The sequence below is a fragment of the Pseudomonas sp. R11F genome, assembly GCF_050312575.1.
GTDB classification, from domain to species: domain Bacteria; phylum Pseudomonadota; class Gammaproteobacteria; order Pseudomonadales; family Pseudomonadaceae; genus Aquipseudomonas; species Aquipseudomonas palleroniana.
On sequence record NZ_JBNPJU010000078.1, the window covers coordinates 113877 to 136365 of the forward strand.

The 22489-nt window shown below is 61.1% G+C and carries 26 protein-coding genes; 21 read left to right on the top strand and 5 right to left on the bottom strand.

The window, feature by feature from the left end; all coding sequences use genetic code 11:
• Positions 1–61 precede the first annotated feature (61 nt).
• The 6 genes from ACQRBV_RS26520 (at position 62) to ACQRBV_RS26545 (ending at position 3970) form a co-directional block, all read left to right on the top strand.
• Entirely contained in the window at positions 62–985 is a 924-nt protein-coding gene (locus ACQRBV_RS26520) for a hypothetical protein (RefSeq protein WP_060754742.1), read from the top strand.
• 153 nt (positions 986–1138) lie between these two features.
• The gene (mpl, locus tag ACQRBV_RS26525) at positions 1139–2488 is read left to right on the top strand and encodes a UDP-N-acetylmuramate:L-alanyl-gamma-D-glutamyl-meso-diaminopimelate ligase (protein ID WP_090365629.1); all 1350 of its coding nucleotides are present in this window, start codon (positions 1139–1141) and stop codon (positions 2486–2488) included.
• A complete protein-coding gene (gene ubiX / locus ACQRBV_RS26530; RefSeq protein ID WP_205344996.1) occupies positions 2485–3114 on the top strand; it encodes a flavin prenyltransferase UbiX in 630 nt (209 codons plus the stop codon). The genes mpl and ubiX overlap by 4 nt, the downstream gene beginning before the upstream one ends.
• Positions 3107–3391 (top strand): YceK/YidQ family lipoprotein, encoded by a 285-nt coding sequence (locus ACQRBV_RS26535; RefSeq protein WP_205344995.1) that lies wholly within the window; start codon positions 3107–3109, stop codon positions 3389–3391. The genes ubiX and ACQRBV_RS26535 overlap by 8 nt, the downstream gene beginning before the upstream one ends.
• Before the next feature lie 123 nt (positions 3392–3514).
• On the top strand, positions 3515–3721 hold the full coding sequence (locus tag ACQRBV_RS26540) for a YceK/YidQ family lipoprotein (protein WP_411985487.1): 207 nt from the start codon (positions 3515–3517) through the stop codon (positions 3719–3721).
• Positions 3722–3763: 42 nt separating this feature from the next.
• Entirely contained in the window at positions 3764–3970 is a 207-nt protein-coding gene (locus tag ACQRBV_RS26545; RefSeq protein WP_372241665.1) for a YceK/YidQ family lipoprotein, read from the top strand.
• 67 nt (positions 3971–4037) lie between these two features.
• Here the strand turns inward: ACQRBV_RS26545 and ACQRBV_RS26550 are convergent, their stop codons facing one another.
• The 3 genes from ACQRBV_RS26550 to ACQRBV_RS26560 all read right to left on the bottom strand — a co-directional run bounded on the left by ACQRBV_RS26550 (position 4038) and on the right by ACQRBV_RS26560 (position 6989).
• The gene (locus ACQRBV_RS26550) at positions 4038–4679 is read right to left on the bottom strand and encodes an oxidoreductase (RefSeq protein ID WP_060754738.1); all 642 of its coding nucleotides are present in this window, start codon (positions 4677–4679) and stop codon (positions 4038–4040) included.
• 30 nt (positions 4680–4709) lie between these two features.
• A complete protein-coding gene (locus ACQRBV_RS26555; protein WP_411985488.1) occupies positions 4710–6428 on the bottom strand; it encodes a C13 family peptidase in 1719 nt (572 codons plus the stop codon).
• Between the two features lie 105 nt (positions 6429–6533).
• Positions 6534–6989, bottom strand: a complete 456-nt coding sequence (locus ACQRBV_RS26560) for a MaoC family dehydratase (RefSeq protein WP_411985489.1) — start codon at positions 6987–6989, stop codon at positions 6534–6536.
• Positions 6990–7149: 160 nt separating this feature from the next.
• Here ACQRBV_RS26560 and ACQRBV_RS26565 point away from each other — a divergent pair, with 160 nt between their 5' ends.
• From ACQRBV_RS26565 to ACQRBV_RS26575, 3 genes are read left to right on the top strand one after another with little or no spacing between them, the layout of a single operon-like run.
• Positions 7150–7503 (top strand): CidA/LrgA family protein, encoded by a 354-nt coding sequence (locus ACQRBV_RS26565; protein ID WP_411985490.1) that lies wholly within the window; start codon positions 7150–7152, stop codon positions 7501–7503.
• Positions 7500–8216, top strand: coding sequence for an LrgB family protein (locus ACQRBV_RS26570; protein WP_244385025.1), 717 nt, complete (start codon positions 7500–7502; stop codon positions 8214–8216). Before ACQRBV_RS26565 ends, ACQRBV_RS26570 begins: the two co-directional genes overlap by 4 nt.
• Positions 8217–8237: 21 nt before the next feature.
• Complete coding sequence (locus ACQRBV_RS26575; RefSeq protein ID WP_060754733.1) at positions 8238–8831, top strand: LON peptidase substrate-binding domain-containing protein; 594 nt, start codon at positions 8238–8240, stop codon at positions 8829–8831.
• On the opposite strand, the gene ACQRBV_RS26580 is transcribed toward ACQRBV_RS26575, so the two are convergent.
• Together ACQRBV_RS26580 and ACQRBV_RS26585 are read right to left on the bottom strand one after the other, a co-directional pair.
• Positions 8825–10141 (bottom strand): bifunctional DedA family/phosphatase PAP2 family protein, encoded by a 1317-nt coding sequence (locus tag ACQRBV_RS26580; protein WP_161548430.1) that lies wholly within the window; start codon positions 10139–10141, stop codon positions 8825–8827. The two genes, ACQRBV_RS26575 and ACQRBV_RS26580, sit on opposite strands and share 7 nt — an antisense overlap.
• Before the next feature lie 25 nt (positions 10142–10166).
• On the bottom strand, positions 10167–10850 hold the full coding sequence (locus ACQRBV_RS26585) for a DNA-3-methyladenine glycosylase (protein ID WP_060754731.1): 684 nt from the start codon (positions 10848–10850) through the stop codon (positions 10167–10169).
• 173 nt (positions 10851–11023) lie between these two features.
• On the opposite strand from ACQRBV_RS26585, the gene ACQRBV_RS26590 reads away from it, so the two are divergent.
• From ACQRBV_RS26590 to lipA, 12 genes are all read left to right on the top strand, one after another.
• Positions 11024–12289: a glutamate-5-semialdehyde dehydrogenase gene (locus ACQRBV_RS26590; RefSeq protein WP_104996065.1), complete on the top strand. Its 1266-nt coding sequence runs from the start codon at positions 11024–11026 to the stop codon at positions 12287–12289.
• Complete coding sequence (gene nadD, locus ACQRBV_RS26595) at positions 12289–12933, top strand: nicotinate-nucleotide adenylyltransferase (protein WP_060754729.1); 645 nt, start codon at positions 12289–12291, stop codon at positions 12931–12933. Before ACQRBV_RS26590 ends, nadD begins: the two co-directional genes overlap by 1 nt.
• 69 nt (positions 12934–13002) lie before the next feature.
• Positions 13003–13497: a ribosome silencing factor gene (rsfS, locus tag ACQRBV_RS26600; protein WP_003176298.1), complete on the top strand. Its 495-nt coding sequence runs from the start codon at positions 13003–13005 to the stop codon at positions 13495–13497.
• Between the two features lie 9 nt (positions 13498–13506).
• A complete protein-coding gene (gene rlmH, locus ACQRBV_RS26605) occupies positions 13507–13974 on the top strand; it encodes a 23S rRNA (pseudouridine(1915)-N(3))-methyltransferase RlmH (protein WP_003176297.1) in 468 nt (155 codons plus the stop codon).
• A 15-nt stretch (positions 13975–13989) separates the two neighbouring features.
• Positions 13990–15888, top strand: a complete 1899-nt coding sequence (mrdA, locus tag ACQRBV_RS26610) for a penicillin-binding protein 2 (RefSeq protein ID WP_205344994.1) — start codon at positions 13990–13992, stop codon at positions 15886–15888.
• 31 nt (positions 15889–15919) lie between these two features.
• Positions 15920–17023, top strand: coding sequence for a rod shape-determining protein RodA (gene rodA / locus ACQRBV_RS26615; RefSeq protein ID WP_057703348.1), 1104 nt, complete (start codon positions 15920–15922; stop codon positions 17021–17023).
• 17 nt (positions 17024–17040) lie between these two features.
• Entirely contained in the window at positions 17041–18051 is a 1011-nt protein-coding gene (gene mltB / locus ACQRBV_RS26620; RefSeq protein ID WP_090365642.1) for a lytic murein transglycosylase B, read from the top strand.
• Positions 18051–19052: a septal ring lytic transglycosylase RlpA family protein gene (locus tag ACQRBV_RS26625; protein WP_060754726.1), complete on the top strand. Its 1002-nt coding sequence runs from the start codon at positions 18051–18053 to the stop codon at positions 19050–19052. Before mltB ends, ACQRBV_RS26625 begins: the two co-directional genes overlap by 1 nt.
• Before the next feature lie 182 nt (positions 19053–19234).
• Complete coding sequence (locus ACQRBV_RS26630) at positions 19235–20392, top strand: D-alanyl-D-alanine carboxypeptidase family protein (RefSeq protein ID WP_060754725.1); 1158 nt, start codon at positions 19235–19237, stop codon at positions 20390–20392.
• Positions 20393–20476: 84 nt separating this feature from the next.
• A complete protein-coding gene (locus ACQRBV_RS26635) occupies positions 20477–20752 on the top strand; it encodes a DUF493 domain-containing protein (protein ID WP_090365645.1) in 276 nt (91 codons plus the stop codon).
• Positions 20752–21399 carry a lipoyl(octanoyl) transferase LipB gene (gene lipB, locus ACQRBV_RS26640; protein ID WP_104996062.1) on the top strand — a complete coding sequence of 216 codons (648 nt, stop codon included), beginning with the start codon at positions 20752–20754 and terminating at the stop codon, positions 21397–21399. The genes ACQRBV_RS26635 and lipB overlap by 1 nt, the downstream gene beginning before the upstream one ends.
• Positions 21400–21425: 26 nt before the next feature.
• Entirely contained in the window at positions 21426–22427 is a 1002-nt protein-coding gene (gene lipA, locus ACQRBV_RS26645; protein ID WP_161548486.1) for a lipoyl synthase, read from the top strand.
• Positions 22428–22489 lie beyond the last annotated feature (62 nt).

Genomic DNA, 22489 nt, shown 5'->3' on the forward strand with positions numbered 1-22489 from the left:
GGGAATTTTTTTATCCACTTATTGAGTGCCACTGAATGATTGGCTCAATAAGGTGATTGCTATGAGAATTCCCGCTATTTTTAACCCGTTTAAAAGTGCTCTCCATAAAATCAGCCCGCCAAAAGTCGAGGTACCTGCTGCGGGTACTGCAGGTAAGTACCTACCTGTTCCCCGTACGAACTTGCCCAACGTTCCGTCTGATCCCCATCGAGTGCTAGCTAATCAGAACTTCAAAAAACTCTTGTTGGATATGAAGAGTCCTGGTGCCGCGGGTGCCAAGCTTCCTTCACATTCGCACCCTGCTCCAAAGACGATGGGTGATGTTGTACAGAACATGATCACGGCGGACCGCTTGGTCAAGGCGGGTGTTTTCAAGACCGGGCCAGACTTGAAAACGGTGACCCGCGACGCTTTTGTCAATGCGGCGGTCAATGGGCTGGTCAGCACGCCCCTGAGCATTGCGACCTATGCAGGCTCCGTCTGGAGTGGTGAGCAGATCAAGGGCGCGTTCTCCGCCAATACGCCCTTGTTGCCTGCGGCGCACCAGCCGGCACCCAGCCAACAGTCCAAAGGCGTGGCAGGCTTGGGCAATGAGCTGCCCAAGCCATCGGCGCAAGATCTGCAGTTACGCCTGGAAAACGCGGAATTAAAGCTGCTGTTGACGGTTAATACCATCCAGTCATTTGCCGAGGGAGGTAAGGGGCTTGCGTTGGATAAGTCGGCAGGCTGGCCAACGGAGTCGAGTGCACGTCTTGATCATCTGGAAAAGTTATATGACGCCGCCGAAACTTCCTTGAAAGCGCTCGCCGAACATAACGAGTTCATCTTCAAACCTTATAAAAATCCATTGCTGACGCCTGAAACTTCCATGACATCGCGCCTTGATGTGCTGGATAAGAGAAACGAAGTTATCCAGAAAATGATTGTTCGTATGCTTAATGTCTTGCAGGAAGAGGCGCCTCAGGAATCTGCGCAAGTCGTTTAATAATAGCGTTTGGTCGGGTACTGGCGCAGTGTCCGGGCATCGGACTCCGGGGGAGGGGGCGGCAGCCTGCCAGGGCAAGCGCCGTGTGTAGGTAAAAGAGTGCCATTTGCCCCTCCCTGCGCTAACCTGCCTCGATGTTTTACGAGGTCGACTATGCACATTCATATTCTTGGTATCTGCGGCACATTCATGGGCTCGATGGCGGTTCTGGCCAAAGAGTTGGGCCATCATGTCACCGGCTCCGATGCCAACGTCTACCCCCCCATGAGCACGCAACTCGAGGCACAGGGCATTGAGCTGACCCAAGGCTATGACCCGTCGCAATTCGACCCGGTGCCCGACCTGGTAGTGATCGGCAATGCCATGTCCCGAGGCAACCCGGCGGTCGAGTACGTGCTCAATAAAGGTTTGCCTTATGTCTCCGGCCCGCAGTGGCTGGCGGACCATGTGTTGCAAGGCCGCTGGGTGTTGGCGGTGGCCGGCACGCACGGCAAGACCACCACCAGCAGCATGCTGGCCTGGGTGCTGGAGCATGCGGGCATGAGCCCGGGTTTCCTGATCGGCGGTGTACCGCAGAACTTCTCGGTGTCGGCGCGCCTCGGCGATACGCCGTTCTTCGTGATTGAGGCGGATGAGTACGACAGCGCGTTCTTCGACAAGCGTTCCAAATTCGTCCATTACCGCCCGCGTACGGCGATATTGAACAACCTTGAGTTCGATCACGCGGATATCTTCCCTGACCTGGCGGCGATCGAGCGGCAGTTCCATCATCTGGTGCGCACCATCCCGAGTGAAGGCCTGGTTATCCACCCGACCACTGAGCCTGCGTTGCAGCGTGTGATCGAGATGGGCTGCTGGACCCCGGTGCAAACCACCGGCGCGCACGGGCAGTGGCAGGTCAAACTGCTGAGCGACGACGGTTCAAGGTTTGAAGTGCTGTTTGAGGGTGAGTCCCAGGGCATTGTCGATTGGGGCATGACCGGCCAGCACAACGTCGCCAACGCGTTGGTCACCCTGGCGGCGGCACGCCATGTGGGCGTGGTGCCCTCCATGGGGATTGCCGCGTTGAGCGCTTTCAAGAGCGTCAAGCGCCGTATGGAAAAGGTCGCCGAGGTGAATGGGGTGACGATCTACGACGACTTCGCCCACCATCCGACGGCGATTGCCACCACCCTGGACGGCCTGCGCAAACGTGTTGGCGACGCGCCGATCATTGCCATTGTCGAGCCGCGCTCCAATTCGATGAAGCTTGGTGCGCACCGTGATGGCTTGCCGGAAAGCGTCAACGACGCCGATCAGGTGGTCTGGTACGCGCCGGCCAACCTGGGGTGGGACCTGCCGGCCATTGCGGCGCTGTGCACGGTGCCGTCGAAGGTCTGTGATTCGATCGAAGGCATCATCGAACACGTCAAGCAACGGGTCACGCCTGGCACTCACGTCGTGGTGATGAGCAACGGCGGTTTTGGCGGCCTGCACGGTAAATTGGCCGAGGCGCTGAAATGAGCGGCCCCGAGCGCGTCACCCTAGCGATGACCGGCGCCTCCGGCGCGCCCTATGGGCTGCGCCTGCTCGATTGCCTGGTACGCGAAGACCGTGAAGTGCACTTCCTGATCTCCAAGGCGGCGCAGTTGGTGATGGCGACCGAGACCGATGTCGCGCTGCCGGCCAAGGTCCAGACGATGCAGGCGTTCCTCACCGAATACACCGGTGCGGCGGCGGGGCAGATCAAGGTCTACGGCAAAGAAGACTGGATGTCGCCGGTCGCCTCCGGCTCCGGCGCGCCGGCCGCGATGGTAGTGGTGCCGTGTTCCACCGGTACCTTGTCGGCGATTGCGACGGGTGCTTGTAACAACCTGATCGAGCGGGCGGCGGATGTGACGCTGAAGGAGCGTCGCCAGTTGATCCTGGTACCACGCGAAGCGCCGTATTCGAGCATTCACCTGGAACACATGCTGAAGTTGTCGAACATGGGCGTGACCATCTTGCCGGCCTCGCCAGGCTTCTATCACCAGCCGCAGACCATCGATGACCTGGTGGATTTCGTGGTGGCGCGCATTCTGAACCTGCTGAATATTCCCCAGGATATGCTGCCACGTTGGGGTGAACACCATCTGAGTAATGATGAGTAAGGCGCTGTTGCTGTTGCTGGCGCTGCAACTGACGGGCTGCGCGACCGCACGCACGCTGGATGCGGCGCAACCGGGCGCGCCGGTAGTGTATGCCGGCACGCGCTTGGACCTGTATGCAATGAACGGCGGCTGCTGCGCCAAGGACCGGTTTGGCGCTGAGGCCCCGGCTTATCCTGGCGTGGACCTACCGGCAAGCGCAGTCCTGGATACGCTGCTGTTGCCACTGTCGGTGTTGACGGTACTGGGCGTGGGATTCAACGCAACGGGTGGCCTCTGACCTGAGTCTTCAAAACCCCACAAAACCATTGTGGGAGGGGGCTTGCTCCCGATAGCAGTGTGCCAGTCAGCTTATCTGTAACTGACCTGCCGCTATCGGGAGCAAGCCCCCTCCCACAGGGTTTTGTGTTGCCAGGTCTTTAAATGGGTTATTTGCCGAGCTTGCGCAGCTCATCCGACTTCAACCCGCACTCTCCCTGGCATGGATCTGCCGGCAAGCGCAGTCTTGGATACGCTGTTGATGCCACTGTCGGGATCTTCAAAACACCACAAAACCATTGTGGGAGGGGGCTTGCTCCCGATGACGGTGTGCCAGTCAGCTAATCTGTAACTGACCTGCCGCTATCGGGAGCAAGCCCCCTCCCACAGGGTTTTGTGTTTTCAGGTCTTTAAGTGGGTTATTTGCCGAGCTTGCGCAGCTCATCCGACTTCAACCCGCACTCTCCCTGGCATGGATCTACCGGCAAGCGCAGTCTTGGATACGCTGTTGCTGCCACTGTCGGGGACTTCAAAACACCACAAAATCATTGTGGGAGGGGGCTTGCTCCCGATAGCAGTGTGCCAGTCAGCTTATCTGTAACTGACATACCGCCATCGGGAGCAAGCCCCCTCCCACAGGGTTTTGTGTTTTCAGGTCTTTAAATGGGTTATTTGCCGAGCTTGCGCAGCTCGTCCGACTCCACCACCCGCACGCCATCCTGCTCTTCCAGCGCCAGACGCCACATGGCGCGGGCCAGTTCACAGACTTCGATGCCGCGGTATTTGCCCGGGATCAATCGCGACAATGGCCCGGCCAATTGTTCGGCCAATCGCGGCTCCAGGCGCTCCCCCAGCAATAGCGAAGGCCGCACGATGGTCAGTTGCGGCCAATCCTGTGCCTTCAACGCCAGCTCCATTTCGCCTTTGACCCGGTTGTAGAAAATCGAGGATTTCGGGTCGGCGCCAATGGCGCTGATCACGATCAAGTGGCGCGCGCCCAATTCCCGTGCGCGCTTGGCAAAGGCCACCACCATGTCCAGGTCAACGGCGCGAAAGGCGGCTTCCGAGCCCGCTTGCTTGATGGTGGTGCCCAGGCAGCAGAAGGCGATATCCACCTGGCCGCCCAGTTGCGGCAGGAACACGGCGGGGTCGCCTACAGGGTTCTCCAGGCGCGGGTGTTCGGCCAGGGGTTTGCGGCTCGGCGCCAGTACGCGGGTCACCGTAGGCTCGTTGAGCAAGCGGTCGAGCAGATGCTCGCCGGTCAGCCCGGAAGCTCCGGCCAACAGGATATGTTGAGGTGTCAGGTACATGGTGTTTCCCCCCTTGTTACACGTTACAGCTTAGTTGCCTTTGGCTTCCTTGCTATTCATTGAGACGCTTTCGAGCGCCTTTCGGGCCTGCTGTTTACGTAAGAGTTGCCAATGGGCAATCACGCCTTTGGGGGCCCACATCTGCGGTTCCGAGGCTTCGAAGTTGTCAGCTTGTTCGCGCTCGGCCACGTGTAGTTGTGCCAGCTTGAACGCGTGTTGTAAATCGTCGGTCTGGTTGAAAGCCTGTACGAAAAGGGCATCGCCAAAGTAGGTAAAGTCTGCTTCTTCTGAGCAGCCGAAGGACACGCGATCAGCGCGCGAAGCGGTCATGATCAAGGTGCGTTCATCCTTGAGTGCCGGAATGAAGCCGCCGGAATAGCAGGCGGAGATCACGATGATCTTGTCACGGTTTTTCAGCGGCTCGAGCACGGCGGCCAATTCGTCGGCGGGCAGGTCGGCCAGTTCCATGCGCGGCTGGTCCAGCACGAACTCATGTTCGTGGGTGCCGTGGCTGGTCATGTAAATGAACACCAGGTCTTCCGGCCCGGTGCGTTCGGCCAGGGTCTGCACGGCGCGGCGCAGGCTCTCGCGAGTGGCCAGCGGGCGGTCGGTGATATGGTCGCGGTGGTTGACCAGGCGAATCTGCCCTCGCGCACCGAAGCGGCTGGCGAGCATATTGCTGACGTAGTCGGCTTCGCGCAGGAACACGCTTTGCTTGCCATCGCCGGCGATGGCCAAGGTGTAGAGCTCGACGGCGGGCGTGGAGGGTGGCACCGCCGCGAGGGCCGCCTCGAGCAAGCGGCCTTGGGCCAGCACGCCGATTTCCAGCGGGTCGGGCAGCAGCTTGCCGTCGGCATCACGCACGCGCATGCCGTTGACCCAGGTGCCGGCCTGTACCGTGCCGTCGGTGAGGACGAGGGTGCCTTTGCCTTGATAGTTGTCGCTGTCGAAACCACCGATATAGAAGCTGCCATCTGTGAGGTTCAGGCGACCCTCGCCGGTAAAGCGCCATTCGCTGAACTGGCCCACATAGTGGCTGCCATCGATGCCGATCAGCTCGCCCTTGCCGCTCAGTGCGCCTTCCTTGAACTGGCCGATCCACACGTCGCCGTCGGCGTTTTCATAGCGGCCTTTGCCGTTGAGCTGGTTCTGCTTGAACTGGCCGACATAGATATCACCGTCGGCGCTGTTGAAGGTGCCATTGCCTTCGAGCTGGCCATCGACGAAGTGGCCGCTGAACTGGTTGCCGCTGTCGTCGTTGCGCTGGCCTTCGCCATTGGGTTTGCCGTGGGCGAACTGCCCCTGGTACTGGCTGCCATCAGCCAGCTCGAGGCGACCGAGGCCGGAATACTGGTCGTCGAGGAACTCGCCGCGATAGGTCATCTGCCCTTCTTTGAGGGTGCCTTCGCCGTTGCGTCGACCGTTTTTGAACCCGCCGACGTAGCTGGTGCCCGGGGTGGTCAGGCTGCCCTGACCGTCGAACAAGCCTTGCTTGAACTGGCCTTTATAGACCTCGCCGTTGCTGCCATGCCATTCGCCCTGGCCGTGCCACTGGCCCTTGTCGAAATGGCCGGCGTACCAACTGCCGTTGGGGTAGTCCACACGGCCCTGGCCTTGCAACAAACCGTCGACCACATCGCCACGATAGCGGCCGCCATCGGGCAGGCGCGCATCGGGCGGCAACAGCGATTCGCCGTCTCCGCAAGCGGTGAGCAACAGGGCAAGGGCAAGGGGAGCAAGTGGGCGCATAGCGGGATCCGGATAATTGAGCGCCGAGTATGCCGCAGCTGCGAGGTTCATACATAAATTTACATACACTGTGGCAAGGTTTATCACCTCACCACAGGCACGCCGTTACACGAAGCAGAGTGACAACGACTCGGCGATGTAAGCGGGTTTTTCCTGGCCTTCGATTTCCAGGGTGGCGGTGGCTTTAAATAGCCATTGGCCAGGTTTCTTCTCAGTGACGTCGGTGAGGGTGACGTTCAGGCGGACCTTGGAGTTCACTTTCACCGGCTGGATGAAACGCACGCTGTCCAGGCCATAGTTGACCGCCATCTTCAGGCCCTCGGGCATGATCAGGATGTCTTCCATCAGCTTGGGCATCAGCGACAGCGACAGGAAACCGTGGGCGATGGTGCTGCCGAACGGTGTCTGGGCGGCCTTGACCGGATCGACGTGGATGAACTGATGATCGCCCGTGGCTTCGGCGAACAGGTTGATACGCGCCTGGTCGATGGTGAGCCATTCGGAACGTCCCAGTTGCTTGCCGACATAATCTTTGAGCTGCGCTACAGGTACATAGGGCATTGCGACTCTCCTTGGTTCATCGGTTTTTTATAGGGGGCCAGATCCATGGTAGATCATCATGGGCAATCAGCTCGGTCAACCCACCATGCCTTTGGCGAATGCCGGAGCATAGGGCGGGCATGCTTATAATGCGGGCGAGTCTTGAGGGGGGAGAGAGCGGATGCTGTTACGTGGCCTGACCTGGCTGGTGCTGTTTCAATTGATCGGTACGGCGATCAACCACTTGCTGTTGCCGGTGCTGCCGGGGCCGATCATTGGCTTGCTGCTGATGCTGGGTTTCCTGATCTGGCGCGGTGAAGTCGGCGAGCCCCTGAGCCTGGCGGCCGGCAGCCTGTTGCGTTACTTGCCGCTGCTGCTGGTGCCGCCGGCGGTGGGGGTGATGGTGTACGCCAAGGACATTGCCGCCGACTTCTGGGCTATCGTCGGTGCGCTGGTGGTGTCGTTGGTGATCGCCATGGGCTTTGTCGGCGTGCTGATGCAACAGCTGGTCAAGCACAAGGAGAAGGACCAATGACCTTCGACTGGTCGGGCGCGTGGGCGGCGGTGATTCATCATCCGTTATTCGGTATCGGTATCACCCTGGGCGCCTATCAACTGGTGTTGGCCGGTTTCGAGAAAACCCGTTGGATCTTCTTGCAACCCGTGCTGGTCTCCATGTTGCTGGTGGTCGCGGTGCTGCTCACCTGTGGCCTGAGTTACACCGAATACCGCAAGAGCACCGAGATCATGGGCATCCTGCTCGGCCCTGCGACCGTCGCCCTGGCTGTACCGCTTTATCTGAATTTGCGGCGGATTCGCCAATTGTTCTGGCCGATTTTTACTACGCTGGTGTTAGGCGGGGTATTGGCCACCGGCCTGTGCGTGTGGCTTGGCTGGTGGTTTGGTGCCGAGCATATGATGCTGATGACCATGGCACCCAAGTCGGTGACTTCACCGATAGCCATGCTGGTGGCTGAGCAGATCGGCGGCGTGGCGGCGTTGGCGGCGGTGTTTGTGCTGATCACCGGGGTGATCGGCGCGATGATCGGGCCGGCGTACCTCTCGGCACTGGGCGTGCGCAGCCCTGAGGCGCGTGGCATGGCCCTGGGCATGACCGCCCACGCGGTGGGCACGTCGGTGGCCTTGCAGGAAAGCGAAGAGTGCGGCGCCTTTGCGGCGCTGGCCATGAGTCTGATGGGCGTGGCCACGGCGGTTTTCCTGCCGTTGGCCGTGTCGGTGATCGTTTAAACCGGGGTTAAGGAAACCTTTATGAGTCTGGCGCTGTTCCCGCTCAATACCGTGCTGTTCCCAGGCTGCACCCTCGATTTGCAGCTGTTCGAGGCGCGTTACCTGGACATGATCAGCCGTTGCATGAAACGGGGCGAAAGCTTCGGCGTGGTGTGCATCCTCGATGGCAAGGAGGTCGGCCAGGCGCCCGACGGTTACGCGCTGATCGGCTGTGAAGCGTTGATCCGCGACTTCAAGCAGCAGGACAACGGCCTGTTGGGCATTCGTGTCGAAGGCGGGCGGCGTTTTCGCGTGCGGGAGGCCGGTGTGCAGAAAGACCAGTTGCTGGTGGCCGAGGTGCAATGGCTCGAAGAGCTGCCGGACCAGCCGCTGGAAGAGGAGGATGCAGACCTGCTGGCGCTGCTGCAGGCCCTGGCCGAACACCCGATGGTTGCCTCGCTGGACATGGGCACCCAGGCCGAGGGCCAGCAGGCCCTGGGCAATCAACTGGCTTATCTACTGCCGTTCACCGAGGCGGACAAGGTCGACCTGCTGCAACTCGACGATCCGCAACAACGGTTGGATGCCATCCAGATGTTGCTCGACGAGTTGCAGGGCGAACTTTTCGCTCAGTAGGCGTAGCGCAGCAGGGCGCTGGAGGTGCCGGTGAAGGCGATGACACTCAGCACCGCCACGATCACCGGCAACAGCAACCACCAGGTTTTTTGCGGCATGGCGGGCAGCGGGCTGCGGTATTGGCTGGCGGTCAGGCTCAAGGCACACACGCTCATCGCCAGCAGCGTGCCGGCCAGAATATCCGTTGGCCAATGCGCGCCCAGGTAAACCCGTGACAGCGCGATGAATGCGGCGGGAATGCAGCCCAGCAGCAGCCAGGTCAGGCGCAGGCGTGTGGGTTGGCCGCGACCGGCCAGCACGGCCAGGGCGAGGAAGAACGCAAATGAACCTGAAGCGTGCCCGCTGGGCATGCTGAAACTGGTCAAGGGGTCGGTGAGGATTTCAGGGCGGCCACGAGCGAAAAACAACTTGGTGCCCGTGTTGATCACCGCCGCCCCGGCCAAGGTCGCGCCGACGAACAGGGCATGGCGCCATTGCCGCGCCAAAAACAGCAGGCCGGTGAACACGGCGCTGGCGACAAACATCTTCTTGAACTCGCCCAACTGGGTGACCATTACCATGGCCTCGTCCAGCCACGGGCTGCGGTGTTCCTGCACCAGTGCGCTCAAGCCCTGATCGAACGCGTCGAGGTGCGGGTAGCCGATAAACAGGGCAACCAATAGCGTCAGGCTGGCGCAGCCTATCCACAAAGTGGCACGACGATGGCCGCGCAAGCTGGCGTTCAAGCTCAGCCCCAGCAGCACCGCGAGACAGGCGGCGACCACCCCGGCTTGGGGCCAGAAGCCTTCGGGCAGCGGCAAGCGGAACGCTGCGCCCGTCGCCCAGCCCGGCAACAGGTAGGCCACCGACCAACCTGCCGCCGCCACTAGGCTCACGGCGGCGAAGCGTGGGAAGGGCATGTCGCACATGCCGGCCACCATCGGCAGCATGGGGCGCAACGGGCCTATGAACCGTCCTACCAACAGACTGGCGATACCGTACTTGTGGAAATAGGTTTCGGCACCGTTCATCCATTCTGGATGGTGACGCAGGCCGGGCAGGCGCCGGATATTCTGATGGAAGTGTCGACCCAGGTAGTAGGAAACCCCATCCCCCAGCAAGCCGCCGAGGAAACCCAGCAACAGGGTTTCACTCAAGGACAGCGCGCCGCTGCCCGCCAGCGCGGCAATCGCAAACAGCAACACCGTGCCGGGTACGATCAGCCCGGCAATGGCCAGGCACTCCACGCACGCGACGACAAACACCGCCACCGCCAGCCATTCGGGGTTCAGCGTCAGCCAGCCGGTAATGCTATCGAGCCATTGGCTCATAAATCCTCACTCCCACATGCCTTGTTCACAATAAAAAATAATCGCGGCCTTCGACCTGGCCCCGGCGCAGCGGGTTCCGCGTGCAATAAGCGGCGTAGCCGGCATCTACAAAGCGGTACATCAGGTGTTCGTCGCGCCCGCTGGGGATGCCCAGGCGAGTGGTCTGGAGGATATGCGTCGGCGCCTGGCCGACGTCTTCCACGTAGAGCGATTGCGGGTCAAAACGTTTGGCGTCCCACATCGGCACTTTCAGACCCAGCGCTTTGCACAGCAGGGTCTGGCCGGCGCACAGCTTATGCGAGGGGCGCGGGTGGCCGTTGGCGTCCGGGTTGTTCAGCAGCATCTGCGCCAGGCTGGCCGGGCCGGACACTTCGTCGACCCAGGGATAGGCCGATTTGATCAACACGGCATTGCCGGGGCCCTTGGCGCTGAAGTTCAGCGAATCGCCACCGCGGGCGTAATACATATAGATATGACCACCATCCAGAAACAAAGCCTTACGCTTTTCTGTGTAGCCCAGTGAGGCGTGGCTGCCTTTTTCGGCCACGTAGTAGGCTTCGGTTTCAATAATTCGCGCTGAAAGCCAGAGATCGCCGACGCGATGACGTATGACTTTTCCGAGTAAATCGCGTGCAAGCATTTGCGCGTCGCGGTCGAAAAAGCTGTCGGGCAGCGCGCTGGCGGGGTGTTCGGGCAAAAAAATCGACATGGCAGTAGGGGGAATACGGCTAAATGTGACGGAATCATAACAACTCCCACCTTAATTACCGCTGAACCTCGGATTTTTACAGTTCATTTCGACCATCCGCCCCTCACCGCTGTCAGTCGAGCGGCGTCACAGCTATAATCTGCCGCTTTCCTCCCTGCCAAGACTCCCTGACTATGACTGAGTCCGTTCTTGACTACATGACCCGCCTGGGTCGCGCTGCCCGTCAGGCCTCGCGATTGATCGCCCGTGCGAGCACCGCGCAGAAGAACCGCGCCCTGTTGGCCGCCGCCGATGCTCTGGACGCCTCGCGCTCCGAGCTGACCGCCGCCAACGAGCTGGACCTGGCCAACGGCCGCGCCAATGGCCTTGAGCCAGCCCTGCTGGACCGCCTGGCGCTGACCCCGGCGCGTATCGACGACATGATCGAAGGCCTGCGTCAGGTGGCCAAGCTGCCTGACCCCATCGGTGAAATCCGCGATATGCGCTACCTGCCGTCCGGCATCCAGGTCGGCAAGATGCGCGTGCCCCTGGGCGTGATCGGCATCATCTATGAGTCGCGCCCGAACGTGACCATCGACGCCGCGAGCCTGTGCCTCAAGTCCGGGAATGCCACCATCCTGCGTGGCGGTTCCGAGGCGATCAATTCCAACCGCGCCATTGCCGCGTGCATTCAGCAGGGCCTGGCAGTGGCCGAGTTGCCGGCCGAAGTGGTGCAGGTGGTGGAAACCACCGACCGCGCTGCCGTGGGTGCGCTGATCACCATGCCGGAGTTTGTCGATGTTATCGTGCCACGGGGTGGCAAGAGCCTGATCGAGCGTGTCAGCCGTGATGCCAAGGTGCCGGTGATCAAACACCTGGACGGCGTGTGCCACGTGTTCATCGACGTCGCCGCCGATATCGACAAGGCCATCCGCATTGCCGACAACGCCAAGACCCACCGCTACGCTCCGTGCAACACCATGGAAACCCTGTTGGTGCACGCCGGCATTGCCGAGCGCGTGCTGCCGCCGTTGGCTGCCATCTACCGGGACAAGGGCGTGGAACTGCGCGGTTGTGTGCGTACCCGTGCGTTGCTGGGCGCGGACGTGATCGAAGCGACCGAGCTGGACTGGTACACCGAATACACCGCGCCGATCCTGTCGATCAAGATTGTCGACGACCTGGACGAAGCCATCGAACACATCAACACCTACGGTTCCAAGCACACCGACGCCATCGTTTCCGAGCATTTCAGCGATGCCCGGCGTTTCCTCAACGAAGTGGACTCCGCTTCGGTGATGATCAACGCCTCGACGCGTTTTGCCGACGGCTTCGAGTATGGCCTGGGGGCGGAGATCGGTATCTCCACCGACAAGCTGCACGCTCGTGGTCCGGTGGGCCTGGAAGGCCTGACCAGCGAGAAATACGTGGTGTTCGGCGACGGTCATGTGCGCACTTGATGACTAAACGCATCGGGCTGCTCGGCGGTACCTTCGACCCCGTGCACATCGGCCATTTGCGCAGCGCGCTGGAAGTCGCGGATGCCCTCGCGCTGGATGAGCTGCGCATGATGCCCAACGCACGGCCGCCGCATCGCGATACGCCGCAGGTGTCACCGCAGCAGCGCCTGGAAATGGTGCGCCTGGCGGTGGAGGGCATTGCGCCGCTGGTGATGGACGACCGCGAGCTCAAGCGCGATAAACCGTCCTACACTGTTGACACCCTGGAGCTGATGCGCGCCGAGTTGGCCGCGGATGACCAGTTGTTTCTGCTTTTGGGCTGGGACGCATTTTGCGGCCTGCCCTCTTGGCATCGCTGGGAGGAGCTCCTCCAGCATTGCCACATCCTGGTTTTGCAACGCCCGGATGCCGACAGCGAACCGCCGGATGCCTTGCGCAACCTGCTGGCCGCGCGGTCGGTAAGTGACCCCTTGGCCCTGACCGGGCCGAACGGGAATATTGCATTCGTCTGGCAGACCCCGCTTGCGGTGTCCGCCACCCAGATCCGTCAACTGCTGGCCAGCGGGAAGTCGGTACGTTTCCTGGTGCCTGACGCGGTCCTGGCCTACATCGATGCGCACGGGCTTTACCGTGCGTCGAACTGAAAAGGCGCGCTTGAACACACGAACAGTCGTGCAGCGAGCGCCCGAACATACGAGCAAAACGAGTTTTATATGACGAACAAAGACGTAAGCAAAGTTAAGCGCAAAGGCACCTTCAAAAGCGCGCCGTTGCCGGTTGAAGCCCATGTTGGCCCGGAGCTGGCCGGCGAAGAGCTGGTAAAGGTTGCCGTGGCCGCCCTGGAAGACGTCAAGGCCCAGGACATCCAGGTGCTGGACGTACGCGACAAGCAAAGCATCACCGACTTCATGATCATCGCCACCGGTACTTCGAACCGCCAGATCGGCGCGATGCTGGACAAGGTCCGCGAAGCCGTCAAAGCCCAGGGCGTGAAGCCGCTGGGTGAAGAAGGCAAGGGCGACAGCGACTGGGTGCTGTTGGACATGGACGACGTGATCGTTCACATGATGACGTCCAACGCCCGCCAGTTCTACGACCTGGAGCGTCTGTGGAAAGGCGCCGAGCAGAGCCGCGCGGCTGACGGCAAGCACCACAGCCCGGAAGTGGGCCACGCACACTTCGACAAGCTCAACAAAGACCAGGAATAAGGAACGGCTGTGCGCCTGCGTCTGATCGCTGTCGGTTCACGCATGCCCAAGTGGGTGGAAGAAGGCTGGCACGAGTATGCCAAGCGTCTGCCTGCTGAGCTGTCGCTGGAACTGGTGGAAATACCGCTCAATACCCGGGGCAAGAATGCCGATGTGGCTCGCTTTATCCGTCAGGAAGGCGAAGCCATGCTGGCCAAGGTCGGCCCCAACGAGCGCATCGTCACCCTCGAAGTGCACGGCAAACCCTGGAGCACCGAGCAGTTGGCGGTGGAGCTGGATCGCTGGCGCCTGGACTCGCGCACCGTCAACTTCATGGTCGGCGGCCCCGAAGGGCTGGCCCCGGAAGTCTGTGCGCGGGCCGACCAGCGCTGGTCGCTGTCGGCGCTGACGTTGCCGCACCCGTTGGTAAGGATCCTGATCGGTGAACAGCTGTATCGCGCCTGGACAGTGCTGTCCGGGCACCCTTACCACAAATAGTCTGCGCCCCTCCCGATGACCCAGCCGATCCGCATCAAGGACCACGAGAAAGACGCACGTCTGGTACGTTCGCGGGTGGTGTTTGGTGCGATTCTGGTGGTCACCCTGCTGGGTGTGCTGATTGCGCGCCTGTATTTCCTGCAGGTGATCCAGTACGACTATCACTCCACGTTGTCGGAGAACAACCGGGTGCATGTGCAGCCGATTCCGCCGACCCGTGGCCTGATTTTCGACCGCAATGGCGTGGTGGTGGCGGACAACCGACCCAGCTTCAGCCTGAGCATGACCCGCGAGCGTTCCGGCGACTGGCAGCAGGTCCTCGATGTGATCGTCGAGGTGCTGCAACTGACGCCGGAAGACCGGGCGATCTTCGAGAAGCGCATGAAACAGGGGCGTCGGCCATTCGAGCCGGTGCCGATCCTGTTTGAGCTGACCGAAGAACAGATCGCGCGGATCGCGGTGAACCAGTTCCGCCTGCCGGGGGTGGAAGTGGTGGCGCAGTTGGTGCGGCATTACCCGCAAGGGCCGCACTTTGCCCACTCCGTAGGCTATATGGGGCGGATCAACGAGAAAGAGCTGAAAACCCTCGACCCGGTCAATTACAGCGGTACTCACCATATCGGCAAAACCGGTATCGAGCGCTTCTACGAGCCCGAGCTGCACGGCCAGGTCGGTTACGAAGAAGTCGAGACCAACGCTCGCGGCCGGGTGCTGCGGGTGCTCAAGCGTACCGATCCGGTGCCGGGCAAAGACATTGTGTTGAGCCTGGACATCAAGCTGCAGGAAGCGGCTGAGATGGCGCTGGGTGGGCGTCGTGGCGCCGTGGTAGCGCTGGACCCGAAGACAGGCGAAGTGCTCGCGATGGTCAGCCAGCCGAGCTTCGACCCGAACCTGTTTGTCACCGGGATCAGCTTCAAGGCCTACGCCGAGCTGCGCGACTCCATCGACCGGCCGCTGTTCAACCGCGTGCTGCGCGGACTGTACCCGCCGGGTTCGACGATCAAGCCCGCCGTGGCAATTGCCGGCCTGGATGCTGGTGTGGTGACAGCCTCCAGCCGTGTGTACGACCCCGGCTATTACATGCTGCCCAACTACGATCACAAATACCGTAACTGGAACCGTACCGGCGACGGCTATGTCGACCTGGACACTGCGATCATGCGTTCCAACGACACTTATTTTTACGACCTGGCCCACAAGCTGGGGATCGATCGCCTGTCTGCCTATATGAGCAAGTTCGGCCTCGGTCAGAAAGTCTCCCTGGACATGTTCGAAGAATCCCCCGGCCTGATGCCGTCGCGGGAGTGGAAGCGTGCGACCCGTCGCCAAGCCTGGTTCCCAGGTGAAACCCTGATCCTCGGCATCGGCCAGGGTTATATGCAGGCCACGCCTTTGCAACTGGCCCAGGCGACGGCGCTGGTGGCCAACAAAGGAATCTGGAACCGCCCGCACCTGGCCAAGACCATCGAAGGCGAGAAGCCGGTGGATGAAAACCCGATCCCGGATATCGTGCTGCGCGACTCGTCCGATTGGACCAAGGTCAATCACGGCATGCAGCAGGTGATGCACGGCGCCCGCGGTACGGCGCGCAAGGCGGCAATCGGCGCGCAATACCGCATCGCCGGCAAGAGCGGTACGGCCCAGGTGGTCGCGATCAAGCAGGGCGAGAAATACGACCGCTCCAAAGTTCAGGAACGCCACCGTGACCACGCCTTGTTTGTCGGTTTTGCCCCGGCGGACGACCCGAAGATCGTGGTGGCCGTGATGGTCGAAAACGGTGAGTCCGGTTCCGGCGTTGCCGCGCCCGTGGTGCGCCAAGTGATGGACGCCTGGTTGTTGGCCGACGACGGCAGGCTCAAGCCCGAATATGGTGGCCCCCCTTCAAGCCCCGAGGTTACGGCCCGTGAAGAGTAATTTTGACCGCATCCTCTCCAGCGACGATGTGATGCGTCGCCGTGCGACGCTGCTGCAGCGCATGCACATTGATGGCCCGTTGTTGATCCTGCTGCTGACCCTGGCGGCCGGCAGCCTGTTCGTGCTGTATTCGGCCAGCGGCAAGAACTGGGATTTGCTGATCAAACAAGCGTCCTCGTTCGGCCTGGGCCTGTTGTCGATGGTGGTGATCGCCCAACTGGAGCCACGGTTCATGGCGCGCTGGGTGCCGCTGGGTTACGTGGCCGGTGTGTTGCTGCTGGTGGTGGTGGATGTGATGGGGCATAACGCCATGGGTGCGACCCGCTGGATCAACATTCCAGGGGTGATTCGCTTCCAGCCGTCGGAATTCATGAAGATCCTGATGCCGGCGACCATCGCCTGGTACCTGTCCAAGCGCACCTTGCCGCCGCAGCTCAAGCATGTGGGCATCAGCCTGATCCTGATCGGCGTACCGTTTATCCTGATCGTGCGCCAACCCGACCTTGGCACCTCGCTATTGATTCTCGCGGGTGGTGCGTTCGTGCTGTTCATGGGCGGGCTGCGCTGGCGCTGGATTCTCAGCGTATTGGCTGCCGCCATCCCCGTGGCCGTGGCCATGTGGTTCTTCTTTATGCACGATTACCAGAAGCAACGGATCTTGACCTTCCTCGATCCGGAAAGCGACCCGTTGGGCACCGGCTGGAACATCATCCAGTCCAAGGCGGCCATTGGCTCGGGTGGCGTATTCGGCAAGGGCTGGTTGCTGGGCACCCAGTCGCACCTGGACTTTTTGCCGGAAAGCCACACCGACTTCATTATTGCGGTGATGGGTGAAGAGTTCGGCCTGGTGGGCATCTGCGCGCTGTTGCTGATCTATCTGCTGCTGATCGGTCGCGGGTTGGTGATTACCGCCCAGGCGCAGACGCTGTTCGGTAAATTGCTGGCCGGCAGCCTGACCATGACTTTTTTTGTTTACGTTTTCGTCAACATCGGTATGGTCAGTGGCCTGCTGCCGGTGGTGGGGGTGCCGTTGCCGTTCATTAGCTACGGCGGAACTTCGCTGGTGACATTGCTGTCAGCGTTTGGGGTTTTGATGTCGATTCATACGCATCGCAAGTGGATCGCACAGGTTTGAATAAGGTGAAGATGTCAATGCAAGTAATGCGCGGCTGGGCGACTCGGCACGCGTCCTGGATGGGCCTGATCGGGCTGCTGGGCGCGACGCAGGAGGCGCTGGCCGGTGACTACGATGGTTCACCCCAGGTTGCCGAATTTGTCGGTGAAATGACCCGCGACTACGGTTTCGCGGGCGAACAGCTGATGGGCGTGTTTCGCGAAGCCCAGCGCAAGCAGGCGATCCTCGACGCGATTTCGCGCCCCGCCGAACGCGTGAAGCAGTGGAAGGAATATCGTCCCATGTTCCTCACCGATGCCCGCGTGGCACGTGGTGTGGACTTCTGGCGTCAGCACGAGGCCGTACTGGCCCGCGCCGAGCAGGAATACGGTGTGCCGGCCCAGGTCATCGTTGCGATCATCGGCATTGAAACCTTCTACGGGCGCAATACCGGCAGTTACCGGGTGATCGACGCCTTGTCGACCCTGGGTTTCGATTACCCGCCACGCGCCGAGTTCTTCCGTAAGGAGCTGCGTGAATTCCTCTTGCTGGCTCGCGAAGAGCAGGTTGACCCGTTGACCCTCAAGGGTTCCTACGCCGGCGCGATGGGCCTGCCGCAATTCATGCCGAGCAGCTTCCGGGCTTATGCAGTGGATTTCGACGGCGACGGCCATATCAATATCTGGAGCAACCCCGACGACGCGATTGGCAGCGTGGCCAGCTACTTCAAGCGCCATGGCTGGGTGGCCGGCGAACCCGTGGTGATTCGTGCCGATGTGACCGGCGATCGCGCCGATGAAGGCCTGACCCAGGGCATCGAGCCTGCCAAGACGGTCGGGGAGTTGCGGGCGCTGGGCTGGTCGAGTCAGAATGCGCCACGCGATGATATGCCGGTGACGGCGTTCCGCCTGGAAGGTGAAAATGGCCCGGAATACTGGATGGGCCTGAAGAATTTCTACGCAATCACGCGTTATAACCGCAGCGTGATGTACGCCATGGCCGTGCATCAGCTGTCAGACATGCTGGTCCAAGCACGGGGCAACAAGTAATGCGGGTATCGCCGTTCAATAAACCGCTCAAGCTGGTGGCGTTTGCCGCGTTGTCCTTGCTGGTTGTCAGTTGCTCCTCCACGACCAGTCGCGCACCCGCGTCGAAGGGCGGGGCTATCGTCCGCGCCCAGCCGGGCCTGGACATCAACCGCGCGCATAAAGATGGCGCGCCGTGGTGGGATGTCGATGTTTCGAAGATCCCGGACGCCACCCCAACCCTGCACACCGGCCCGTACAAGGCCAACCCCTATACCGTGCTGGGTAAAAACTACTTCCCGTTGCAGGAATCCAAGAGCTACTCGCAAACGGGCACGGCGTCCTGGTACGGCACCAAGTTCCATGGCCAGAACACCGCCAATGGCGAAGTGTATGACCTGTACGGCATGAGCGCGGCCCACAAGACCTTGCCGCTGCCCAGCTATGTGCGTGTGACCAACCTGGACAACAACCGCACGGTGATCCTGCGGGTCAATGACCGGGGGCCGTTCTATTCCGACCGGATCATCGACCTGTCCTACGCGGCCGCCAAGAAGCTCGGTTATGCCGAGACCGGCACGGCGCGGGTGAAGGTCGAAGGTATCGACCCGGCGCAGTACTGGGCCCAGCGTGGCAAGCCGGCGCCGTTGATGCTCAACGAACCGCAGACGCCACAGCCACAGGTCACCGCTTCGGCCGGCAAGATCGAACAGTGGACGCCGCCGCCGGCGCAGCACGCACCGGATACCGTGGTTGTACCGCGTGCCGCACCCGGCGCCTCGATGGCCGGCGGGCAATACCTGCAAGTGGGCGCTTTCGCCAACCCGGACGCGGCGGAACTGCTAAGGTCGAAACTCAGCGGTATGGTCAGGGCGCCGGTATTCATCAGCTCCATCGTGCGTAACCAGCAGACCCTGCACCGTGTGCGCATGGGCCCGATCGGCTCGCCGAGCGAGGTTGCGCAAGTACAGAACAGCGTGCGTCTGGCCAACCTGGGGCAACCCAGCGTGGTCACCGCAGAGTAAAAGTAAGGGATTGATGGCTTGAGCCCGCACGCGGGTTCGAGCCTTGGTTGTTGGCTCGTTGAACAATAAAAACCCAGGGGCAAGGGGTGAGCGGGCAACCGAACACGCGACAGTCTGGAAGCGGGCTGTCTGAATAGTTTTGCCCGCGAGGGCAAGTTTTTATAAGCAATTTCGAGAGACGGATGAACATCACCACCTTAGCCAAACGCACGTGCCTGCTTCTTTCGCTGATCATCACCCCGGCCGCCTGGGCGGCTGAGATGGTGCCGGCTTCCCCGCAACTGGCCGCCAAGGCCTGGGTCCTCATGGATGCCGCCAGCGGCAACGTGCTGGTCGAGAGCAACGGTGACGAACGCCTGCCACCGGCCAGCCTGACCAAGCTGATGACGGCTTACATCGCGACCCTGGAAATCCGTCGCGGCCAGATCGGCGAGAACGACCCGGTGACCGTCAGCGAAAACGCCTGGCGTACCGGCGGTTCGCGGATGTTCATCAAGGTGGGTTCGCAGGTGACTGTCAGTGACCTGCTGCACGGCATCATTATCCAGTCCGGTAACGACGCCAGCGTCGCCCTGTCCGAGCATATCGCCGGCAGCGAAGATGCATTCGCCGACCTGATGAACAAGACCGCCGGCGACCTGGGCATGACCAATAGCCACTTCATGAACCCGACCGGCCTGCCGAACCCTGAGCACTACTCCTCGGCGCATGACATGGCGGTACTGGCTCGCGCCATCATCCGTGTCGACCCGGTTCACTACGCGATCTACTCCCAGAAAGAATTCTTCTGGAACAACATCAAGCAGCCTAACCGCAACCTGTTGCTGTGGCGTGACAAGACCGTCGACGGTCTGAAAACCGGCCACACCGACGAAGCCGGATACTGCATGGTGTCGTCCGCTGTACGTGATGGCCAGCGTCTGATCGCTGTAGTCTTCGGTACCAACAGCGAGCAGGCTCGTGCGGCCGAGACGCAAAAACTGCTGACTTACGGCTTCCGTTTCTTCGAAACCCAGACCTTCTACAAGAAGGGTGCCGAGCTTGCGACCGCGCCGGTATGGAAAGGCGCAACTTCCCAAGTCAAGGCCGGCCTGGCTGAAGACCTGACCCTGACCATGCCGAAAGGCCAGCTGAAAAAGCTCGCTGCCAGCATGACCATGAACCCGCATCTGGTTGCGCCAATCGCCAAGGGCGACGTGATCGGTAAGGTCGAAGTGAAGCTGGACGACAAAGTGGTGCACAGCGCCGACCTGATCGCTCTGGACGCCGTCGATGAAGGTGGTATCTTCCGCCGCGTGTGGGATAGCATCCGTCTATTCTTCTACAGCTTGTTCAACTGATAGTGTGCACCTGCAAAGCCCCGTGTCGACCCGACACGGGGCTTTGCCCGTCGCCACGGCTTACGCTTACGAGGCCGTTACGCCATGACCGATAAAGAAGTAAAGGCGCCAAAGATCGAATTCCCAGTGACTGATTATCCAGTCAAAGTGATCAGCGATACCGGTGTAGGCAACAAGGACAAGATTCTCGAGATCGTACGTAAACACGCCACGATCAACGACAACCGGGTGGACGAGCGTTCGAGCACCAACGGTAAGTACACCACGATCCAATTGCACATCGTTGCGACGGATCAGGACCAGCTCTACAACATCAACAGCGAACTGCGGGCCACCGGCTTCGTACACATGGTGCTGTGATGTCGCAGGTCCTGGGCTTTCGCGAGCTCGGCCGGATGGACTACGAGCCCGTCTGGCATGCCATGCAGCGCTTCACCAACGAACGCGGTACCTCGGCTCCCGACGAAGTCTGGCTGGTGGAACACCCGCCGGTGTTCACCCAGGGCCAGGCCGGCAAGGCCGAGCATCTGCTGCTGCCGGGTGATATTCCGGTGGTGCAGGTCGACCGAGGTGGCCAGGTGACTTACCATGGGCCTGGTCAACTGGTGGCTTACCTGCTGCTGGACGTACGCAAGCTGGGTTTCGGCGTACGCGATCTGGTCAGCCGCATGGAGGCTTGCCTGATCGAGCTGCTGGCCAGTTACGGCGTGACGGCCGCGGCCAAGCCCGATGCGCCGGGTGTGTACGTGCAAGGCGCGAAAATCGCTTCGCTGGGGCTGCGTATTCGTCATGGGTGTTCCTTTCATGGCCTGGCCCTGAACGTGGACATGGACCTGGCGCCGTTTCGCCGGATCAACCCGTGCGGTTACGCCGGGCTGGCCATGACCCAATTGAGCGAGCATGCCACACCGATTAAATTTGCCGAGGTAAGTGCCCGGCTGCGTGCGCAGCTCGTCAAACACCTCGACTATGCTGAGCAGACGACCCTGACGGGCGGAATCGACTGATTATGACTACTGATGCAGTGCAAACCATGATCCCGACGGTGGACGTTACCGAACGTCCGGCCCCGGCCCCGCGTGCCAAGGTGGAAGCCGGCGTCAAGCTGCGCGGCGCCGAGAAGGTTGCACGCATCCCGGTGAAGATCATCCCGACCACCGAACTGCCGAAGAAACCTGACTGGATCCGCGTGCGCATCCCGGTTTCCCCGGAAGTCGACCGTATCAAGTCCCTGCTGCGCAAGCACAAGCTGCATAGCGTGTGCGAAGAGGCCTCCTGCCCGAACCTGGGCGAATGCTTCTCCGGCGGCACCGCCACCTTCATGATCATGGGTGATATCTGCACCCGTCGTTGCCCGTTCTGCGACGTTGGCCACGGCCGGCCGAAGCCATTGGACGTCAACGAGCCGGAAAGCCTGGCCATCGCCATCGCCGACCTGCGCCTCAAGTACGTAGTGATCACTTCGGTGGACCGTGACGACCTGCGCGACGGCGGTGCCCAGCACTTTGCCGACTGCATTCGTGAAATCCGCAAGCTGTCGCCGAACGTGATGCTGGAAACCCTGGTGCCGGACTACCGCGGCCGTATGGACGTAGCGCTTGAAATCACCGCTGCCGAGCCGCCGGATGTGTTCAACCACAACCTGGAAACCGTGCCACGCTTGTACAAGGCTGCACGTCCTGGTTCGGACTACCAGTGGTCGCTGACCCTGCTGCAGAAATTCAAGCAGATGATGCCGCACATTCCGACCAAATCCGGCCTGATGCTCGGCCTGGGCGAGACGGACGAGGAAGTGATCGAAGTCATGAAGCGCATGCGCGAGCACGACATCGACATGCTGACCCTGGGCCAGTACTTGCAACCGTCGCGCAGCCACCTGCCGGTGCAGCGTTTCGTGCACCCGGACACCTTCGCCTGGTTCGCCGAGGAAGGTTACAAGATGGGCTTCAAGAACGTGGCTTCCGGCCCGTTGGTACGCTCCTCGTACCATGCCGATGAGCAGGCCAAGCTGGTCAAGGCAAGCCTGGTTTCCTGATAGGGATTCAGACCCAATGTGGGAGGGGGCTTGCTCCCGATAACGGAGTATCAGGCAGCTTA

Bases quoted from the DNA above. Each gene is read 5' to 3' on its own strand.
- ACQRBV_RS26520 (WP_060754742.1), top strand. From the start codon at position 62: ATGAGAATTCCCGCTATTTTTAACCCGTTTAAAAGTGCTCTCCATAAA.
- mpl (WP_090365629.1), top strand. From the start codon at position 1,139: ATGCACATTCATATTCTTGGTATCTGCGGCACATTCATGGGCTCGATG.
- ubiX (WP_205344996.1), top strand. From the start codon at position 2,485: ATGAGCGGCCCCGAGCGCGTCACCCTAGCGATGACCGGCGCCTCCGGC.
- ACQRBV_RS26535 (WP_205344995.1), top strand. From the start codon at position 3,107: ATGAGTAAGGCGCTGTTGCTGTTGCTGGCGCTGCAACTGACGGGCTGC.
- ACQRBV_RS26550 (WP_060754738.1), bottom strand. From the start codon at position 4,679: ATGTACCTGACACCTCAACATATCCTGTTGGCCGGAGCTTCCGGGCTG.
- ACQRBV_RS26555 (WP_411985488.1), bottom strand. From the start codon at position 6,428: ATGCGCCCACTTGCTCCCCTTGCCCTTGCCCTGTTGCTCACCGCTTGC.
- ACQRBV_RS26560 (WP_411985489.1), bottom strand. From the start codon at position 6,989: ATGCCCTATGTACCTGTAGCGCAGCTCAAAGATTATGTCGGCAAGCAA.
- ACQRBV_RS26565 (WP_411985490.1), top strand. From the start codon at position 7,150: ATGCTGTTACGTGGCCTGACCTGGCTGGTGCTGTTTCAATTGATCGGT.
- ACQRBV_RS26570 (WP_244385025.1), top strand. From the start codon at position 7,500: ATGACCTTCGACTGGTCGGGCGCGTGGGCGGCGGTGATTCATCATCCG.
- ACQRBV_RS26575 (WP_060754733.1), top strand. From the start codon at position 8,238: ATGAGTCTGGCGCTGTTCCCGCTCAATACCGTGCTGTTCCCAGGCTGC.
- ACQRBV_RS26580 (WP_161548430.1), bottom strand. From the start codon at position 10,141: ATGAGCCAATGGCTCGATAGCATTACCGGCTGGCTGACGCTGAACCCC.
- ACQRBV_RS26585 (WP_060754731.1), bottom strand. From the start codon at position 10,850: ATGTCGATTTTTTTGCCCGAACACCCCGCCAGCGCGCTGCCCGACAGC.
- ACQRBV_RS26590 (WP_104996065.1), top strand. From the start codon at position 11,024: ATGACTGAGTCCGTTCTTGACTACATGACCCGCCTGGGTCGCGCTGCC.
- nadD (WP_060754729.1), top strand. From the start codon at position 12,289: ATGACTAAACGCATCGGGCTGCTCGGCGGTACCTTCGACCCCGTGCAC.
- rsfS (WP_003176298.1), top strand. From the start codon at position 13,003: ATGACGAACAAAGACGTAAGCAAAGTTAAGCGCAAAGGCACCTTCAAA.
- mrdA (WP_205344994.1), top strand. From the start codon at position 13,990: ATGACCCAGCCGATCCGCATCAAGGACCACGAGAAAGACGCACGTCTG.
- rodA (WP_057703348.1), top strand. From the start codon at position 15,920: ATGCGTCGCCGTGCGACGCTGCTGCAGCGCATGCACATTGATGGCCCG.
- mltB (WP_090365642.1), top strand. From the start codon at position 17,041: ATGCAAGTAATGCGCGGCTGGGCGACTCGGCACGCGTCCTGGATGGGC.
- ACQRBV_RS26625 (WP_060754726.1), top strand. From the start codon at position 18,051: ATGCGGGTATCGCCGTTCAATAAACCGCTCAAGCTGGTGGCGTTTGCC.
- ACQRBV_RS26630 (WP_060754725.1), top strand. From the start codon at position 19,235: ATGAACATCACCACCTTAGCCAAACGCACGTGCCTGCTTCTTTCGCTG.
- ACQRBV_RS26635 (WP_090365645.1), top strand. From the start codon at position 20,477: ATGACCGATAAAGAAGTAAAGGCGCCAAAGATCGAATTCCCAGTGACT.
- lipB (WP_104996062.1), top strand. From the start codon at position 20,752: ATGTCGCAGGTCCTGGGCTTTCGCGAGCTCGGCCGGATGGACTACGAG.
- lipA (WP_161548486.1), top strand. From the start codon at position 21,426: ATGATCCCGACGGTGGACGTTACCGAACGTCCGGCCCCGGCCCCGCGT.